This window comes from Psychrobacter sp. NPDC078501 (assembly GCF_044900935.1).
Taxonomy (GTDB): Bacteria; Pseudomonadota; Gammaproteobacteria; order Pseudomonadales; family Moraxellaceae; genus Psychrobacter.
This window is the reverse complement of the sequence record NZ_JBJDOS010000001.1, coordinates 79,866-97,946: the sequence shown is the minus strand read 5'-3', so window position 1 is coordinate 97,946 and position 18,081 is coordinate 79,866. Positions and strand designations below refer to the sequence as shown.

Genomic DNA, 18,081 nt, shown 5'->3' with positions numbered 1-18,081 from the left:
AAAATACTTTTGTTTAAACTGAATAGTATTGCTTGTACCATTCGACAAATTTTGTGATGCCATCTTCGATACTGGTATCAGGTTTGAAATCAATATCATCTACTAGCTCGTCTATATCCGCATAAGTAATAGGCACATCACCTGCTTGCATCGGCAATAAATTCTCTTGCGCTTTTTTGCCACAAGCGTTTTCGATGGCAGTGATAAAACGGCGTAAAGTTACTGGTTGATTATTGCCAATGTTATATATTTTATAAGGGGCGGTCGCTGTAGTGATAGTAGAGTATTGAGGAGAGGGGGCTTTATCCATTATCCGAATGATACCTTTTACAATATCATCAATGTAGGTAAAGTCACGCTGCATATCACCATTATTGAAGACATTGATTGGCTCACCAGCTAGAATTTTTTTGGTAAAAGAAAAATATGCCATATCAGGTCGACCATAAGGACCGTAAACGGTAAAAAACCTTAATCCTGTCGTAGGGATATTATATAAATGGCTGTAGCTATGAGCCATGAGCTCGTTTGATTTTTTCGTGGCTGCATATAAGCTGATAGGAAAATCAACACAATCAGCAGTGGTAAATGGCTGCTTTATGTTCATACCGTAGACCGAGCTGGAGCTGGCATAGATTAAATGCTTAATATCATGATGGCGACAGCCTTCAAGTATATTAACAAAGCCAACCACATTTGAATCAATATAAGCATTCGGGTTTTCGATAGAGTAGCGGACACCTGCTTGTGCACCTAAATTAATGACAATATCGAATTGATAGGTAGAAAAAAGATCAGACATGGCTTCGCGATCAGCAAGGTCTAGCTTAATGAAAGTAAAGTATTCTGGTTCCGATATTTCGTTTAGTAGTTTTAAGCGATCTTCTTTTAAGCTCACGTCATAGTAGTCGTTGATGTTATCAATACCAACGATGCAATTATTGCTATTAGGCAGCTCTATTTCTAGTAGAGCTTTGATTAAATGAAAACCAATAAAACCTGCCGCACCAGTGACTAATATATTCATCAGTCGCTCCCGAATAAATCTCTGGTAAAGACCTTGTCCGCCACATCTTCGATTTCAGCAGATAAACGGTTTGCCACAATGACATCACTCATTGATTTAAACGCTTCTAGGTCTTGAATAACTTGTGAGTTGAAAAAGGTACTTTCTTTTAATACTGGTTCGTAAACAATGACTTCAATACCTTTTGCCTTAATACGTTTCATGATGCCTTGTATGGCAGAAGCTCTGAAGTTGTCTGATCCGCTTTTCATAACCAATCGGTGTATACCTACAATTTTTGGTTTTCTTTCAATAATTTTATCAGCGATAAAATCTTTACGAGTTCTGTTGGAGTCGACAATGGCTTTTATTAGGTTACTTGGCACCTCATCATAATTTGCCAATAGCTGTTTGGTATCTTTAGGTAAGCAGTAGCCACCATAGCCAAATGATGGGTTGTTATAATGATCACCAATGCGCGGGTCTAAACCAATACCTTCTATGATTTGTTTGGTTTCAAGTCCAAAGGTTTGAGCGTAAGTATCAAGTTCATTAAAATAGGCCACGCGCATTGCTAAATAAGTATTAGAAAACAGCTTGATTGCCTCAGCTTCAGTGGGCTTTACAAATAGTAGCGGCACGTCCTTTTTGATCGCGCCTTCAAGTAATAAATTCGCGAATAATTGAGCCCGTTCTGACTGTTCACCTACAATGATTCGAGAAGGGTAAAGGTTGTCATGCAGCGCTTTACCTTCTCGCAGAAATTCGGGTGAAAAGATAATACGGTCAGTTGCATAACGATCTCTAATACTCGCCGTATATCCTACTGGTACGGTAGACTTTATAATAATGGTTGCTTGTTGATTGACCAAAAGTACTTGCTCAATCACTGCTTCTACCGTTGATGTATTAAAGTAATTGGTCTTGGCGTCATAATCAGTTGGTGTCGCCACAATAATAAAATCAGCGCCCTCATAGGCTGCCGCTGCATCAAGTGTCGCAGAAAAGTTGAGATTTTTATTTGATAAAAAGTCTTCAATATCTTCATCTTCAATAGGGGACTGCTGAGTATTCAATAAGTCGATTTTTTCAGGAACAATGTCGACAGCGACGACTTCATTATGCTGTGCCAATAGCATTGCATTTGATAGGCCTACGTAGCCTGTACCTACTACTGTTATTTTCATAATATATCCAATTGATGTTTATGCTTTGATGGATCTAATCCAAAATTAGTTTGTGCTAAATAAGATTCAAAATCACGATACTGTGTCAGATCACCTTAGCTCAGAGACCTGATGTTCCCGTCACAGAAGCGGGGAGATACGCTAAAAATTTATGCTTCATAGCTTGGCTGATTTTGTTGTGTAAATCTGGTTCCAGAAGGTCTAGGCTCTGGATACAACCGTACTTGATAGATTTATCTTCTAAAGCAGCAATAAAACCCTCGACACTACTTTCATTTTTTAGATAGTTGACAGAGGTATCGGGTTTTAGATTCGCTTCATCTTTTTGAATTTTAAGATGATTCATCAGGGTTATTGGGTTCACCTGCGCCACATCTCTAAATTTATATCTAATCTGCTCTGTCAGCAGCTGAGGCTGGTTTAGTAAATAATCTTTCAATATGTTCCTATCGACGATATGAGGATAGTGATGAATTTCAAAAAATTGATCCATACCGATTACTTTGGCACTTAGCATTTGGGCGATAGTATGCCTTGGCTGAATCGGTGTGCCAAACAATTTAAAACGAGATTTTCGGAAATTAAGCTTAGCATTTAATGCCGCACTTTTACGCCAGTGGCCGTGAATGTTCAGCTTTTTACCATTCAAAAAGTCATCTATTTGTACTGGTTGGTTAAAAAAGAAATCATCGTTCATATAGATGAAGTAATCAGATAGCCCCTCAATATTCCATATCATCGACTCAATCGATCGGGTATTAAACGTAGGTAAAAACTGCTCGTAACCCGAAAATATGTCTTTATGATCAACGATGCGTATTTTATCTGCTGAGCAAATACCTTGCTTGGCAAACTCATCGATGAACGCTGGCTTTTGTTGATCTGTGACAATATATATATGACGACAAAAAGGCACATATTTGATGATAGAAGCAATATTATAATATATCTCATCGTCGCTAGCGAAACGCGTGTCAGTTATTGCGTCAGATGCCACTTCTTTAGTTGGCTTATACTGTTCTCGCTTTTGTTTGAGTATAGGGTCTGCACCATCTACCCAAGCAATGACGATGTCTAATGTATTTTCATTAGGCTGCTTCATAACTGATCCTGTTCTTTGCGGATACACATCTATTTTAGTAGCGATATTAGATCAGCCATGATATTTGCTGATGCGATTATTAACAAGGTTTAATCGATTTAGATAGTTAGACTAATCATAATTTTTTATAGAGATACCGTTAAATCCTGCTCGTACTTTACTAAGTAAATGCCGAGCACCAGCGGTAGGTGAGACTAGCATATAAAGTCAGAACGCTGCAATAATTATGACCATAGTTGCATTCATTTGGCTAACCTATCATGCCTATACCGTTAAAAAATCAAGCTGAGACACTGATGCCACCTACTATTCTATTTATTTTAAAAGCGCTTGAAGGTCGTGGTGCTGAGCGTATGGTTACGACGTTGGCAAGCGCTTACGCAGATATGGGCTATCGTACTCATATCCTATGCTTGGAAGCGACGCAAGATATGCTACTAGACGCTCGTGTGCAATATCATATCGTGCCATATGATGAGATGTTTTCTGAGCAGAATCTCGACCCAGAATCTACGCAAGCACAAGCCTACGAATCAGTTGCTAAACGTATTGATACTTACGTGCTTAGCCAAATAGGAGTGCCAGATTTGATACTGGCCAATATCTATAAAATAAACTGGATTATGGCATATAGCCAGTTGCCAAATATCGTAAATGTACTGCATACAGCGCTATCAAAGCAGTTCCAAAACCAATTATTAGAGTCGTCAGTACAGACTATAAATCATTTGAAAACGGTCTATGGCGCTCATCCTTGTAGCTGTGTAAGTAAGGGTGCACGCCAAGATTTGATTGATCTTATAGGAAATATCACCAAAACCACAACAATCTACAATCCTTGTGATGCTACTGATATAAATACCAAAGCAGCAGCGTCTAGCCATCTTGAAGATTTCGGCTTAGTAGATAAAGAGTACATTATACATGTTGCCTCTTTTGATAGCATGAAAGGTCATCGAGACTTGCTACAGGCATATGCCAAAACAGAACGAAAGCTGCCGTTAGTACTAGTGGGTAAAGGTAGGCTTGAAGCAGAGATTAAACAGTTGGCTGTCCAACTAAATATTAGCGATAGTATTAAATTTTTAGGCTTTCAGACCAACCCTTATCCATTAATTAGGTCAGCTGCACTAATGGTGCTTACTTCTAAGTTTGAAGGTTTTGGTTATGTCATCGTAGAGGCGCAGGCACTGGGTGTGCCAGTAATCAGTACGGATTGTCCTTTTGGTCCACGAGAGCTATTACCTGAGCAGAACTTGATTGCGGTAGGTGATATTGATGGGTTGGCCATGCTTATCGACCAAGCCATAGACAACCTTACAGATTATATCGTGCCGCTAAACCAGCAGTTACTGCCTGAACATATTGCAAGACAGTACTTAGCGTTGGGTTCTGTTTTAGATTCAGATAAAAAATGAAGGTTTATAACGTGTAGTAGTTCTTAATTAAACGCCATCAAGTAGAGATTATTAATTGCGAGTCATTAATTAAAAAGTGTCAAATAGCGATTTAGAGATAGGAGAGTGGTTGACGACGGGTACACCATGCGATTGATAGATTCTGCCGAGTAAGTTAAACGAAGGGACAATCCGCTCGTGCATGACTTTGCTGAGCATACTTGGCGCACTATTGTTTTTATTTTCATAAAACCGTGGTTGCTTACTGTTAAGCAGGTCAATACCGTACAGATGAATACTCGCTGCTTGACGCGAAAACGCTAACTGCGCCGCGACATAAGCAACGGTTCCTGCTTCCACAAATCCATGAGTAATGTTAAGAGAGACGCCGATGTCAGCCGCTTTATGATCGCTATCAATGATAAAGTTTGGATTATTGATAAAGTACGATAGCGGCATTTTTTTATTGAGTAATTTTTTCTTAAAGATAAGCTTACTAAAAGATAGCTTGTTTGACTTCACTCCCCATGGCCTATCTACGGGATACAACACTCGCATGGCATGATGATACGTTCGCATAATATCAGGGTGCGTGGTTGCCATTGCTTCAAAGACAGCTAACGTTGCATATAGAGGTTGACCCGTATAGTACTGCTGTAAAATCTCAGGCTGATGATTGATAAAGCGCGCATCACTGATGACGTAACCAACAATATCGGTAAACTGATGCTGCCCAATCAGGCTGATACTGCCATTGACAAAAATAGTAGGCGTATCTAGTAGCTCTGCTAACGGCAGCTGCTGTATAGATGGCCCTGAGGCGATAATATTGACGTCTTTTCCATGCAGGCTTTGTGCTGGTTCATTGGCATTAAAAGCATTGATAATGATGAGCTCATTATCAATATTGAACCCAGCGGTAGCAGGTAATCTCAAATATAGCGCCATACTATTTTCCAGTCGTTTATTTCACCTATCTTATATCTTAATACACGGCCTTTATGCTAATTATAAATTGTCTAAATATGGTTAATTGCTAAGCATCTATTGCCAATGGTCTTTTAACCATGGGCTTGGCTTCACATGTCGATACCATTTACCGCCACTGCCAGCAATTGCATCTGGCGGGTTAATCTCACCATGGAAGATAACGATTTTTGCATCATCCGGCAGAGTAGGTGTGCGTACAAAGTTAAAAGGAATCGGCGCAATACATTGATACTTAAAGCTGACACACCATGTTTTATCCCAATACTCTAGGTGATGATGCTCACGCAAATAGTTAGAGAGATAGGCCTGCTCGTGACGTACTTGGGTGCGAATGGTTTCAAAGTTTCGCTCAAAATTGGACAGCAAATCAGGATAGGTATTCATACCAATATTAAAGCGATAGACGGAGCTATTGCCAATCATGCGCCAAGGTTTTTTCCAGTCGCGGATGATGACGACGCTGTCTTCATGTTCTGCTTGGTAAGTGAAAAACGCATCGATATTATCGACAATGACGATATCGATATCTAAAAATAGGGCCACACCTTTTAAGTCATACAGCTCAGGCTTAAAGGTAGTCAGTTTCTTCCAACCACGTTCAGGACCTGCTGGCAAATCCATATCGGGTATCGGGTAACAGGCAATCGCAGGGTCAATACCTGTGCTGTCATCAGTCAAGCAAACCATTTGGAAATCTAAGGTTAGATGTCGACTAACCATGTTGTAGAGACGATTGACGTATTCAGGACCATATTTGTCGCCCCATTTCATACAGATGATATAACGCTGTTCAGCAACATTTGTGCTGGTCTGATTAGGGTCTATAGATGAGGTCTTAGTTACGTCAGATGTCATAATGCACTCGTATTGAGATAATAGTCAGATAAATGAAGGACTAATAAAAGTAAAGGAATATAGAGTTCAGCCAATATTAGCATAGCTGTGACTGCTGGTATGTCTAAATAGGCAACGCTAGGTTGGTGATGACTAATGATTGTCGAGCTTAGTGTTATCGCTTTTAACAGTACTATCGTTTTTAACATTGTCGCTTTTAACGTTGTTATTTCGAACGCTATCGTTGATATCGCTAGCAGAACGACTAGAAACGTTAGAATGGTGAGATTGGATAAAGGCTGCTAAAGTCTCTTTATCTTTTTTATAAGGATTGCCTAAGTTTGGAATACGCTTAAAACGTCGATAGCCCCACATATAATGACTGTAGTTGTCTGTAATCATACGCTCCATGGCCTGATTGAGAGCATGAGTCGCCACTTCAGCATTACGGTCATACAAGGCTGGATCGTCGAGTTTGTAGCAGTAAATGTCAAAACCGCGTCCATCGGTACGGCGAATACAAGATAAGCCAACCAGCGCACATTTGGTTTTGCTGGCCAGTTTGGAGGCGAGGGTACTGGTCAAAGTTTTGATACCAAAGAACGGAACGACAACGCCGCCTGATGGCTCTGGAACGTGGTCGGGCAGTACGATACTAAAACCACCTTGCTTGAGCGTCTTAAACACGGCTTTAACGCCGCTTCCATCAGTAGGTACCAAAGTGGCATTAAGTCGGGCTCGCCCTTGAAGGATAAACTCGTTAGCGAATTTGCCGTCAACTGGCTTATACATAATGGTTGGCGCACCAAACTGGTTGAGCCACGCGTTCATCATCTCCCAAGTGCCGAGATGCGGGACGATAGCAAGCATGCCATTTGGATTGGCAAGACCTTCTAAAAGAATGTCTTTATTATGGACATCACGAATCTGAGCGATACTCCACTCAGGTGGCATCGCCCAACTTTTTATAGATTCAATACTGGTCAGACATTGATGATAAATAATGTCTTTGGTCAATGCGCGCTTTTGCTGCTCAGATAATGTATGAGTAATCAGCGCCAGATTGATCTGAATGGTACGCATGATACTTAGACTGGGTATCTTAATGATAACCCACGCAACAAAACGTGCCAGCATCTGCAATACAGACAATGGCACGACTTTGAAAATATGATACGGATTCATGACCACTCACATGGTAATGAATCACGTAACAAGTACTGTAGACAGCAACCGCGCATCATCAAACGATTTATTCAGCAGACTTGCTGGTATCAGCTTGTGCTTTTTCACGCACACGGATACCAAGCTCACGTAGTTGTTTGCTATCAACGCCAGCAGGTGCCTGGGTCAATGGGCAATCAGCTGTTTTGGTTTTTGGGAAGGCGATAACGTCACGGATAGAGCTTGCGCCTACCATCAACATAATCAAACGATCCAAACCAAATGCTAGTCCGCCATGCGGTGGCGCACCGAATTTTAGGGCATCAAGTAAGAAACCGAATTTGTCTTCAGCTTCTTGCTCACCAATACCCAAGGCTTCAAGTACAGCTTGCTGCATATCATAAGTATTGATACGTAAGCTACCACCACCAATCTCAGTACCGTTCAATACCATGTCATAAGCGATAGAAAGGGCAGATTCTGGGTTGTTTTTCAACTCTTCAACTGAGCCTTTAGGCTTAGTGAATGGATGATGCATCGACGTCCAGCGACCATCGTCAGTCTCTTCAAACATTGGGAAGTCGGTCACCCATAGTGGGGCCCATTCACAAGTCGTCATTTCAAGGTCTAGACCGATTTTTTGGCGTAATGCACCAATTGCATCATTCACGACACTGGCTTTATCCGCACCAAAGAAGATAATATCGCCATCTTCTGCAGCAGTACGCTCGATTAGGCTCACAAGCACGTCATCAGTCATGTTTTTGATGATTGGAGACTGTAGGCCTGACTCTTTATCCACACCGTTGTTGATGCTGCTAGCGTCATTGACCTTGATATAAGCCAAACCGCGTGCGCCATAAATACCAACAAACTTGGTATAAGCATCGATTTGCTTACGGCTTAATGATGCGCCACCAGGGATGCGTAGGGCAGCCACACGACCTTTAGGATCGTTTGCAGGGCCAGCAAATACCTTGAAGTCAACGTTTTTCATCAAGTCTGCAACGTCAACCAACTTTAAAGGAATACGTAAGTCAGGCTTGTCTGATGCATAGTCACGCATGGCTTCTGCGTAAGTCATGCGAGGGAACTGTTCAAACTCAACGTCCATCATTGTCTTAAACAAATGCTTGATAAGACCTTCGTTGATGTTCATGATCTCTTCTTCGTTCAAGAAAGAAGTCTCAATATCCACCTGAGTAAATTCAGGCTGACGATCGGCACGTAAATCTTCATCACGGAAGCATTTAGCAATTTGATAATAACGGTCAAAACCTGACACCATCAATAATTGCTTAAATAACTGTGGTGACTGCGGCAAGGCAAAGAAGTTACCTGGACGGGTACGTGATGGTACAAGATAATCACGCGCACCTTCAGGCGTTGCACGAGTCAAGATAGGTGTCTCAACATCCAAGAAGCCATGATCATCTAAATAACGACGAATCGCTGAAGTTGCCTTGGCACGGAACACCATACGCTCTTGCATTTGCGGACGACGCATATCAAGATAACGATACTTTAGACGCAAGTCTTCTGATACGGTCGTTTTTTCGTCATTCAATGGGAATGGCGGTGTTTCAGACTTAGCCAGTACTTCAATTTCTTTGCCCAATAGCTCAATCTGGCCACTGGTCATATTATTATTTTCAGTACCTTCATAACGGCGACGTACGCGGCCAGTTATCTTTAGCACGTATTCAGGACGTACAGCATCAGCTGCTGCAAAAGCTTCTGGGGTATCAGGGTCGACTACGACCTGTAAGATACCCGCGCGGTCACGCATGTCTAAGAAAATCACGCCACCGTGATCGCGACGACGATGTACCCAGCCTACGATACTAATGGTTTGCTCAAGCAAGCTCTCGGTTACAGCTCCGCAATACTCGTCTCGGTATTCGCTATGCGTCATAGTGCTTTGCGTCATAATATGGTTATCCAGTTATCAGCCCAATTCGAAGTACAATAATGCAGCCATTGTTGTGCGTTTCAAGCTATTTGCAAAAAAAACACACAAACAACGCGATTAAGACATATGGTCATCACGTTGGCTGCAGAAAATTTGTTATAAACGCATATTATGCCTAATCTGCCCTTGTTATACAACCGGCTGAGTTCAATCAAAGAACGGGAGTCTGCAAGTATCTGACGTATTTATTCTGCGTTATTTATATTGGGTTAAATATTGTCATCATGCTTGAAAACACCGCTTAGTGTGCACATATCAACCGCACGCTAATAAAAACAGCCATATCAATATATTTACTGACTTGAGGATTTGTAACCATGCTATTTCATCCCCCTAAAAACCCTGTTGAGCTTAAGATATGCCACTTGAATGATGCTCAAAAGCAGCGCCGCGAAGATTTGATGGAAGCCACCCAAGGCAAAGCTGCCCTCAAACAGTTCAAAAAAGCCATGGCCAAAAACGCCAAGCAAGCATTAAAAGCAAAAACTAAAAATAAGAAAAAACATACCGATGATAAGGCGCAAGTTTTTGTACTCGATTTTGACGGTGATATCAAAGCAACTGCAGTCAAACATTTGCGTGAAGAAATCAGTACTTTAATTAGTACTGCAAATAAAGGTGACGAAGTTATCGTCCGTCTCGAATCAGGCGGTGGTCTGGTACACGGCTATGGTTTGGCCGCAGCGCAATTGGTTCGCCTAAAAGATGCTGGTTTAAAATTGACGGTCTGTGTTGATAAAGTGGCGGCGAGCGGTGGCTATATGATGGCCTGCGTTGCAGACAAAGTAATAGCCGCACCATTCGCTATCATTGGGTCAATCGGTGTGGTGTCGCAGCTGCCAAACTTCCATAAATGGCTAAAAAACCATGACGTCGATTATGAGATGTTTACCGCTGGTGACTACAAGCGTACGGTAACTGTATTTGGTGAAAATGATGCCGAAGACCGTGCCAAATACCAAGAAGAGCTAGAGCAGACGCATGAGCTATTTAAGCATTTTGTTAATACATATCGTCCAGAACTTGATGTTGCCAAAGTAGCTACGGGTGAGCATTGGTATGGCGAAGATGCGTTAAAGCTTAACTTAATTGATAGTCTACAAACTTCAGACAGCTATATTTTGGAACGTATGGAAGACAACGAAGTGTACGCACTATATTCACGTCAGAAGCCGACGTTAGCAGAAAAGTTAGGACTGGCTCAAGCAGCAGAAGCGACACTGAGCATGGCTGTAGATAAACTACCTGATGCACTTGCACGTTTTGATTTGAATAGTCGCCTAAATATTCTGAAATAATGTTAATTATCATTATGATAGTTAAATAATGGTATTTTAGTGCTCAGAAGTTTTTGGATACATTGTTTATATTTTGTAAAAGGCGTGGCCTAGCTGGTCGCGCCTTTTTGCTGTTTATTGACAATTGCTGTGTTATAAATGTAGCACACGGAAAACAGTATACGTGCGTGCACTAAAGCTCTAGTAGAGCTTTTTATCAACATTTGATTTAGACAATCAATAAAGAAAAGGAAGTCATTTATGTCTAACGACAATTTAATGTTTACCGCAACAGAACATGGTCAAGCCATGCATGCCAAAGTCAAAGCGTTCATCGAAACGAATATTGAGCCTATCGAAGCCCAATTCTGGGAAGATTGTCATAAGAAAAACCCTGATGGTAATTGGGAAAACTGGGAGTGGCCAGAAGCCTACGAAAACCTGCGCAAGCAAGCACGTGAAGAAGGTTTATGGAATTTATTCCTGCCAGATGACACACTAGGTGCAGGACTGTCAGTCACTGATTATGCGCCTATTGCAGAATTGACTGGTCGCAGTTTGCTAGCACCTCATGTATTTAACTGTAATGCCCCTGACAGCGGTAACATGGAGCTGTTATGGCGCTACGGTACTCAAGAGCAGCAAGACAAGTGGCTCACGCCAATCCTAGAAGGTAAGACGCGTTCTGTGTTTTGTATGACTGAGCCTGATGTAGCGTCAAGTGATGCAACCAATATGCAAGCAACAGCGGTAGTAGATGGTGATGAGATTGTCATCAATGGTAGCAAATGGTGGTCATCTGGTCTTGGCGATCCAGCGGTTGATGTTTTAATTGTGATGGCATATACCGCGGATGAAAGTGCAGACCGTCATCATCAGCATTCGATGGTGCTTGTACCAGTCAACACTCCGGGTGTGAACATTAAACGTATGCTTAAAGTGTTTGGTGATTATGATGCACCGCACGGGCACGGTGAAATTAGCTTTGAAAATGTACGTGTACCTGTCAGCCACTTTATTGGTGGACCTGGTAAAGGTTTTGAGATTGCACAGGGTCGTCTAGGGCCAGGCCGTATTCATCATTGCATGCGCTGTATCGGCGCTGCTGAAAAATCTCTTGAATTAGCGGTCAAACGTGGCATGTCACGTACTGCCTTTGGTAAGCCATTACTACAATTGGGTGGTAACTTTGAGCGTATCAGCGAGGCCCGTATCAAAATCGACCAAGCACGCTTGCTCACATTGTACGCCGCACAAAAAATGGATGCTCAAGGCACCAAAGCCGCATTGACTGAAATCTCTGCTATTAAAGTAGTGGCGCCAACTGTGCTACAAGAAGTCGTCGATATGGCAATTCAGATTCATGGTGGTATGGGCGTCTGCCAAGATACCTTGCTACCGAATTTCTACGCGCAAGCACGTGTACTACGTTTAGCAGACGGTCCAGATGAAGTACATAAAACCATGATTGCTAAGCTAGAACTAAAACGTCAGGGCTTTAGTCGTTCTGCTAAATCTGACAAAGCTTAGCCTTAAGTTTCATCTTAACAAACGGTTGTGTGAGTTAGTTTTGATTTGCTCACGCAACTATCAAGAATAAACCAATCAACAAGCTAATTAAGAATTCACTATTAACAACTTAGTAGTGAATTTTTCATCACTAAAGCGAGTCCTTATTTCAAAAATAGTGAGAAGAATGAGATAAATTGAATTGAGAACTAGCTCGCATATCTGTTATAAAAATAAATGACCACATGATAAGGAATGTCTCATGGCAACTGATAATAAAGTACTAGACAAAGGCGGTGCCGTACGCGAAGGTGAAGAGCTTGATGCCAAAGCAGTCAGTGAATGGCTTCGCGGTCAAGGTGTCGACGTGGTAGGCGAGCCTACAGTCACTCAGTTCTCAGGCGGCGCATCAAACTGGACGTATCGACTACAATATGAAGGTGAAGATAAAAACCAAGATCTCATATTACGTCGTCCACCAAAAGGTACCAAAGCAAAATCTGCCCATGACATGGTGCGTGAGTACACCGTTCAAAAAGCATTAAAAGATGCTTATCCTTATGTACCTGAGATGATTGCACTATGTACGGATGAAGCTGTTATCGGCGCTGACTTTTATGTAATGGAGCGGATGGAAGGTATTATCCCTCGTGCAGAATTACCAGAAGGTATTGATCTAAATCCAGAACAAACGCGTCTGCTTTGCACCAATGTATTAGACGCTTTGGTAGAGCTACATCAGATAGACTATACCGAGCATCCTGATTTGGTCAATTTGGGCCGCGGTGAAGGTTACTGTGAACGCCAGATCAGTGGATGGGATAAACGTTATGTCAAAGCAAAGACGCCAAACGTACCAAGCTTTGCATTGGTCAGACAATGGCTTGCTAAGCATACGCCTGCTGATAGCAAAACTTGTATCATTCATAATGATTGGCGCTTTGACAATGTCATACTTGATGCAGATGAGCCGACCAAAGTGATTGGCGTGCTCGACTGGGAGATGGCAACCCTTGGCGATCCATTGATGGACTTGGGTAGTGCGTTGGCTTACTGGATTGAAGAAGATGATAATATCATCATGCAGCAGTTCCGTCGTCAGCCAACACATTTAGAAGGCATGATGACGCGTGATGAAGTGGTTGAATATTATCTAAAACAGTCAGGTTTAGAGATAGATAACTGGACCTTCTATGAAGTGTTTGGTTTGTTCCGCCTCTCAGGTATCATTCAACAGATCTACTATCGTTATTATCATAAGCAAACCACCAATCCAGCGTTCAAAAACGCTTGGCTCGTTATACATGTCATGCATGCTAAATGTTTGAAACTGATTGCGCAATATGAAGGCGAAGCCTTATTCAATGCGCATGTGCAGCCGCATTTAGAAGACATAGGCGTAGATGCTGCTGCTATTGAGCAGTTACCAAGCCCTGTTCAAAAAGTTGTCAAAAGTATTTTACCAAAAGGTTATTTTGCAAAAGCACCTGACTCTCCTGAAGCGTAAGCATTCAGCAAACCGTACTTTAGCAAATAGGATAAAAGGTAATAATTTATGACAACCATACTTCTAGCACGTCATGGCCAAGCGTCTTTTGGACAAGAAAACTATGATCAACTCTCAGAGCTAGGTACTGTCCAAGCACAAATGCTAGGTCAGCACTATGCAGCTACGCAGCGCCGTATTGATGCCATATTTACTGGTAGGTTGGTTCGGCAGCAAGACTCAGCACGTCATTTTTGGGAGCGTTACCAGTCATCTGTACATGCCAGTAATAGCAATGGCACAGCTGTTGCGCCTGTAATCAACTTTGATCAGCCTGATAGTTATATTCTGCCGCAGTTTGATGAGTTTAATCATAAAGACGTGTTTGTTAAGTCAGCAGAGGCATCTGGTAATCGAACTGACATCTCAGCTGAAATCGCTAAAGCAGAATTCCCAGCCACCCGACTGGCTGAGCTATTTGATCAAGCGATGCAACGTTGGCATGCTGGTGACAATGATCAAGATTATCTTGAAAGTTGGCCACAGTTTAATAATCGTGCACAGCAAGCCCTTGAACAAGTACGTACAAAAGTAGCAAGCATGAGCTTAGGTCAGGACAGTACCGTGCTCGTATTCACTTCAGGCGGTGTCATCGCTGCAATCACTGCACAGTTATTGCGACAAGGTAGTCAGACTGCTTATCAGCTGAATAAAAGCTTGGTCAATACGGGTGTAACCTCTATTACTTTAAAGAATCAAAGCTCTCGCTTGTTGTCTTTAAATGAATATAGTCATTTATTCTCTGATGGCAAACCATTCGTGACATGGCGTTAAATTTGCGCATGATTATACAGGTAAGGTAAGGTAAGGTAAGGTAGTGTCATATCTGCTTAAAGTATAAGCCTTATCGACGTTTATACTAAAAAGTTACCAATTTGATTCTGTACAATATCGATATACAAAGGATGGTACATGCAAAATAAATTAATAAAATTGGTTGCTAAAAGTGCGCGCCATAGCAAAAACCAGATAGTAGGCGCGGTTCGACCTGCAAGCTATCTAAAAGACCTGAGTAAGCAGCAAGTAGGCACAGGTAAAACGGTGCTTATCACAGGTGCTAGTTCAGGTCTGGGCGAGGGTATGACCAGACTGTTTGCTAGCCTTGGCTACAACTTGGCCATATGTGCGCGTCGCACTGATCGTTTAGAGCATCTAAAATCGGAAATGATGGACAAGTATCCTAATATTCGAGTCGAATACCAAGCACTAGATGTAAGTGATTATGATACGGTTTTTCAAGTGTTTGATGCTTTTGCAGATGATTTCGGTAGCATTGAGCGAGTAGTGGTTAATGCAGGTATTGGTGATAGTCGCCGCATTGGTAAAGGGCATTTTGAAACCAACCGTCGCACTGCTGATGTCAATTTTGTAGCAGCACTGGCACAGTGTGAAGCCGCTATGAATATCTTCCGTGCTCAGAATAGTGGGCATTTGGTCGTGATATCGAGCATGTCAGCCATGCGTGGATTGCCTAGGCATCTGACAACCTATGGTGCAAGTAAAGCTGGCTTGGCCCATTTAGCAGAAGGCATTCGTGCTGATATGCTTTTGACCAATCTTCCTATCAAAGTTTCTACAATTTACCCAGGTTATATTCGCACTGAAATCAACGAAGGCTCTAAGCCATTGCCATTTGAAGTCGATACAGATACTGGTACTAAAGCCATTGTCGCGGCTATCGAAGCGGGTGTGGATGAAGCCTGTGTGCCGAGCCTGCCTTGGTCTATGGTCAGTCATGCGATGAAGCACTTGCCATTACAGGTAATGAATAAACTAAGCTAATCAAATCGGTTTTCTTAATGCTGAAAAGAAGAAGCCCACTATTATTGTAGTGGGCTTCTTCTTTTATTTACTCTAAATAGCAGGGCAAGTATTACAACGTTTGAGGATTATTTGACATATGCTGTTCACGAAGTTTTTGACGTAGTATTTTACCAACATTACTCTTTGGTAGTTCACTAACAAACTCAATATGACGTGGACACTTATAACCAGTCAAATTGTCCAGCGCAAATTCTTTAATGAATTCTTTAGTGACGTTATTATCGGCAGGTACGATGTAAATTTTAACCGCTTCACCTTGATTTTCATCAGGAATACCGATCACAGCACAATCGACGATGCCATCACAATCGAGCATAACTGACTCGATCTCATTCGGGAATACATTGAATCCTGAAACCAAAATCATGTCTTTCTTACGATCTAGTAGAGTAAAGTAGCCTTTCTCATCCATGCTAACGATATCGCCAGTGCGGAAGTAGCCATCGCGAGTAAAGTCATTGCTATTGTCTTTATTAAAGTATCCTGACATGACGTTTGGACCTTTGATACACATCTCGCCTGCTTGATGCATGCCAACACGCTCACCGTTTTCGTCAACCACGATAATATCGACACTCGGTACAGGTATACCAATAGTACCGTTGAACTTGCGGTCAGTGATAACGTTGGCAGTACCACCAGCCACGCCTTCAGTCATACCCCAACCTTCAACCATAGGGCAGCCAGTCACTTCTAACCAACGTGCTGCGGTTTGCTCAGTTGCCGCCATACCACCAGCTTGAGTGATACGTAACGAGCTAAAGTCCAAGTCTTTAAAGTTTGACTGGTCAAGTAACCCTTTGAATAGAGTGTTGACTGCAGGAAAGATGTGGAATGGTTGTTTTGATAACGTTTTAATAAACCCTGGCATATCGCGCGGATTAGGTACTAAGATAAAGGTATAACCTGAACGCATACCGAGCAAACTCAGCATAAAGGCAAAAATATGATACAGCGGTAAGGCCATAACCATATTGATGTATACTTCGTTGATACCTGAGGTCACAGGGCGATACCATGCCTCTGATTGCATAGCAGCAGCAACGACATTACGTTGTGTTAGGACAGCGCCTTTAGATAACCCAGTCGTACCACCTGTATATTGCAAAATCGCTTTTTGTTGTAGGGTGGTTTTTGGTGCTTGAATCGGTAGGTTTTTACCCTTTTTTAATACTTCAGGGAATTTAGTGACATTGTACTTAGGGTCATTCAGGTTGTATTTTGGAACCAAGCGTTTAACCTGACGAATAACCGTATTGACCAAAATACCTTTCAGACCCATCATATCGCCCATTTTCGATAGCACGATACGTTTGATATTGGTCTCTTCAATAACTTGCTCAAGCGCTTGGGCAAAGTTGTCAACAACAAAGATAACCTGAGCGCCCGAGTCATTCAATTGGTGACGCAGTTCACGACCCGTATATAGTGGGTTTATCGGCGTACAAACATAACCTGCACGCAGAATACCAATCATAGTCGGTAGGTATTGTGGAACGTTCGGCATCATAAGAGCTACTACGCTGCCTTTAGGTAAACCTTGAGCCTGTAACCATGCTGCTACTGCCAGTGAAGCGTTATCAACATCACCATAAGTATGCGTCACACCCATACAGATAGTCATCGGATGCATACGAAAGCGGTTAAAACACTCTTCATATAACTCTATGAGGCTTTCATACTGATCCGGATTAATCGTCTTAGGTACGTTTTCTGGGTATTGAGCAAGCCAAGGTTTATCTACAGTCATGATTAGCGTCCTTAAATATTAAAATAAATTAAGGCTCTATAAAAAAGTAGTCACATCCATGTCAACAATTCAAGTTGCTGTTCCGTTAGCAAGAAATTGTCGAGTGCTATCCTATATATTCACATACTGCTAAAATACGAGGCCCTTATAAAGTTTGATTTAACCACAGAGCATAAATATCTCATCAGATTAAAAAACCAATTAATGTTTTGGTAATGAAAATAGCTACTAGTAATACTGCTAATCAATCGATATGAGTCATCATTATATAAGATCAAAATAACAGAAAGTATAGTGACACATTTTGACAATACATTAACATAACTACAACCGTGCCTGTTATTCTTATACAAGAACTTGATAGTTTACAGTTAAATTTGATAAATCAAACAATATATGTTGAATAATCAGAAAATACCTAGACAAATAATTTACTTTCTCATCAAGTAATTAACATGAAATTTATTCAAAAAATGTTATATAAATGAATATAAAAGTAGATTTGCAGTAATTATAGTAGGGT

General features: G+C 41.6%; 14 protein-coding genes. 6 read left to right on the top strand and 8 right to left on the bottom strand.

What is annotated here, in order from left to right:
* Positions 1–13 precede the first annotated feature (13 nt).
* The 3 genes from ACI2IW_RS00360 to ACI2IW_RS00350 all read right to left on the bottom strand — a co-directional run bounded on the left by ACI2IW_RS00360 (position 14) and on the right by ACI2IW_RS00350 (position 3,295).
* Complete coding sequence (locus tag ACI2IW_RS00360) at positions 14–1,027, bottom strand: NAD-dependent epimerase (protein WP_404692282.1); 1,014 nt, start codon at positions 1,025–1,027, stop codon at positions 14–16.
* On the bottom strand, positions 1,027–2,193 hold the full coding sequence (locus tag ACI2IW_RS00355) for a nucleotide sugar dehydrogenase (protein ID WP_290175838.1): 1,167 nt from the start codon (positions 2,191–2,193) through the stop codon (positions 1,027–1,029). The genes ACI2IW_RS00360 and ACI2IW_RS00355 overlap by 1 nt, the downstream gene beginning before the upstream one ends.
* A gap of 100 nt (positions 2,194–2,293) precedes the next feature.
* On the bottom strand, positions 2,294–3,295 hold the full coding sequence (locus ACI2IW_RS00350) for a Stealth CR1 domain-containing protein (RefSeq protein ID WP_290175837.1): 1,002 nt from the start codon (positions 3,293–3,295) through the stop codon (positions 2,294–2,296).
* A gap of 260 nt (positions 3,296–3,555) precedes the next feature.
* Between ACI2IW_RS00350 and ACI2IW_RS00345 the strand changes: the two genes are divergently transcribed.
* Positions 3,556–4,713 (top strand): glycosyltransferase, encoded by a 1,158-nt coding sequence (locus tag ACI2IW_RS00345; RefSeq protein WP_404692281.1) that lies wholly within the window; start codon positions 3,556–3,558, stop codon positions 4,711–4,713.
* Between the two features lie 69 nt (positions 4,714–4,782).
* Here ACI2IW_RS00345 and ACI2IW_RS00340 read toward each other — a convergent pair whose 3' ends face one another.
* The 4 genes from ACI2IW_RS00340 to aspS form a co-directional block, all read right to left on the bottom strand.
* A complete protein-coding gene (locus tag ACI2IW_RS00340) occupies positions 4,783–5,640 on the bottom strand; it encodes a hypothetical protein (protein ID WP_404692280.1) in 858 nt (285 codons plus the stop codon).
* 96 nt (positions 5,641–5,736) lie between these two features.
* Entirely contained in the window at positions 5,737–6,453 is a 717-nt protein-coding gene (locus ACI2IW_RS00335) for a glycosyltransferase (RefSeq protein WP_201547463.1), read from the bottom strand.
* A gap of 216 nt (positions 6,454–6,669) precedes the next feature.
* On the bottom strand, positions 6,670–7,701 hold the full coding sequence (locus ACI2IW_RS00330) for a lysophospholipid acyltransferase family protein (protein WP_404692279.1): 1,032 nt from the start codon (positions 7,699–7,701) through the stop codon (positions 6,670–6,672).
* Positions 7,702–7,768: 67 nt separating this feature from the next.
* Entirely contained in the window at positions 7,769–9,595 is a 1,827-nt protein-coding gene (gene aspS / locus ACI2IW_RS00325; RefSeq protein WP_404692590.1) for an aspartate--tRNA ligase, read from the bottom strand.
* 374 nt (positions 9,596–9,969) lie between these two features.
* Here aspS and sohB point away from each other — a divergent pair, with 374 nt between their 5' ends.
* From sohB to ACI2IW_RS00300, 5 genes are all read left to right on the top strand, one after another.
* Positions 9,970–10,950, top strand: coding sequence for a protease SohB (gene sohB / locus ACI2IW_RS00320; RefSeq protein ID WP_404692278.1), 981 nt, complete (start codon positions 9,970–9,972; stop codon positions 10,948–10,950).
* A gap of 258 nt (positions 10,951–11,208) precedes the next feature.
* Positions 11,209–12,459 (top strand): acyl-CoA dehydrogenase family protein, encoded by a 1,251-nt coding sequence (locus ACI2IW_RS00315; protein ID WP_227526716.1) that lies wholly within the window; start codon positions 11,209–11,211, stop codon positions 12,457–12,459.
* 241 nt (positions 12,460–12,700) lie between these two features.
* Entirely contained in the window at positions 12,701–13,945 is a 1,245-nt protein-coding gene (locus ACI2IW_RS00310; RefSeq protein ID WP_165598620.1) for a phosphotransferase family protein, read from the top strand.
* Positions 13,946–13,993: 48 nt separating this feature from the next.
* Positions 13,994–14,758: a histidine phosphatase family protein gene (locus ACI2IW_RS00305; protein ID WP_404692277.1), complete on the top strand. Its 765-nt coding sequence runs from the start codon at positions 13,994–13,996 to the stop codon at positions 14,756–14,758.
* Positions 14,759–14,896: 138 nt separating this feature from the next.
* The gene (locus tag ACI2IW_RS00300) at positions 14,897–15,766 is read left to right on the top strand and encodes an SDR family oxidoreductase (protein ID WP_290175831.1); all 870 of its coding nucleotides are present in this window, start codon (positions 14,897–14,899) and stop codon (positions 15,764–15,766) included.
* A 91-nt stretch (positions 15,767–15,857) separates the two neighbouring features.
* Here the strand turns inward: ACI2IW_RS00300 and ACI2IW_RS00295 are convergent, their stop codons facing one another.
* Complete coding sequence (locus ACI2IW_RS00295) at positions 15,858–17,558, bottom strand: AMP-binding protein (protein ID WP_404692276.1); 1,701 nt, start codon at positions 17,556–17,558, stop codon at positions 15,858–15,860.
* Positions 17,559–18,081 lie beyond the last annotated feature (523 nt).

Excerpts from the sequence above, each read along its gene's own strand:
- ACI2IW_RS00360 (WP_404692282.1), bottom strand. The coding sequence starts at position 1,027 with ATGAATATATTAGTCACTGGTGCGGCAGGTTTTATTGGTTTTCATTTA.
- ACI2IW_RS00355 (WP_290175838.1), bottom strand. The coding sequence starts at position 2,193 with ATGAAAATAACAGTAGTAGGTACAGGCTACGTAGGCCTATCAAATGCA.
- ACI2IW_RS00350 (WP_290175837.1), bottom strand. The coding sequence starts at position 3,295 with ATGAAGCAGCCTAATGAAAATACATTAGACATCGTCATTGCTTGGGTA.
- ACI2IW_RS00345 (WP_404692281.1), top strand. The coding sequence starts at position 3,556 with ATGCCTATACCGTTAAAAAATCAAGCTGAGACACTGATGCCACCTACT.
- ACI2IW_RS00340 (WP_404692280.1), bottom strand. The coding sequence starts at position 5,640 with ATGGCGCTATATTTGAGATTACCTGCTACCGCTGGGTTCAATATTGAT.
- ACI2IW_RS00335 (WP_201547463.1), bottom strand. The coding sequence starts at position 6,453 with ATGAAATGGGGCGACAAATATGGTCCTGAATACGTCAATCGTCTCTAC.
- ACI2IW_RS00330 (WP_404692279.1), bottom strand. The coding sequence starts at position 7,701 with ATGAATCCGTATCATATTTTCAAAGTCGTGCCATTGTCTGTATTGCAG.
- aspS (WP_404692590.1), bottom strand. The coding sequence starts at position 9,595 with ATGACGCATAGCGAATACCGAGACGAGTATTGCGGAGCTGTAACCGAG.
- sohB (WP_404692278.1), top strand. The coding sequence starts at position 9,970 with ATGCTATTTCATCCCCCTAAAAACCCTGTTGAGCTTAAGATATGCCAC.
- ACI2IW_RS00315 (WP_227526716.1), top strand. The coding sequence starts at position 11,209 with ATGTTTACCGCAACAGAACATGGTCAAGCCATGCATGCCAAAGTCAAA.
- ACI2IW_RS00310 (WP_165598620.1), top strand. The coding sequence starts at position 12,701 with ATGGCAACTGATAATAAAGTACTAGACAAAGGCGGTGCCGTACGCGAA.
- ACI2IW_RS00305 (WP_404692277.1), top strand. The coding sequence starts at position 13,994 with ATGACAACCATACTTCTAGCACGTCATGGCCAAGCGTCTTTTGGACAA.
- ACI2IW_RS00300 (WP_290175831.1), top strand. The coding sequence starts at position 14,897 with ATGCAAAATAAATTAATAAAATTGGTTGCTAAAAGTGCGCGCCATAGC.
- ACI2IW_RS00295 (WP_404692276.1), bottom strand. The coding sequence starts at position 17,558 with ATGACTGTAGATAAACCTTGGCTTGCTCAATACCCAGAAAACGTACCT.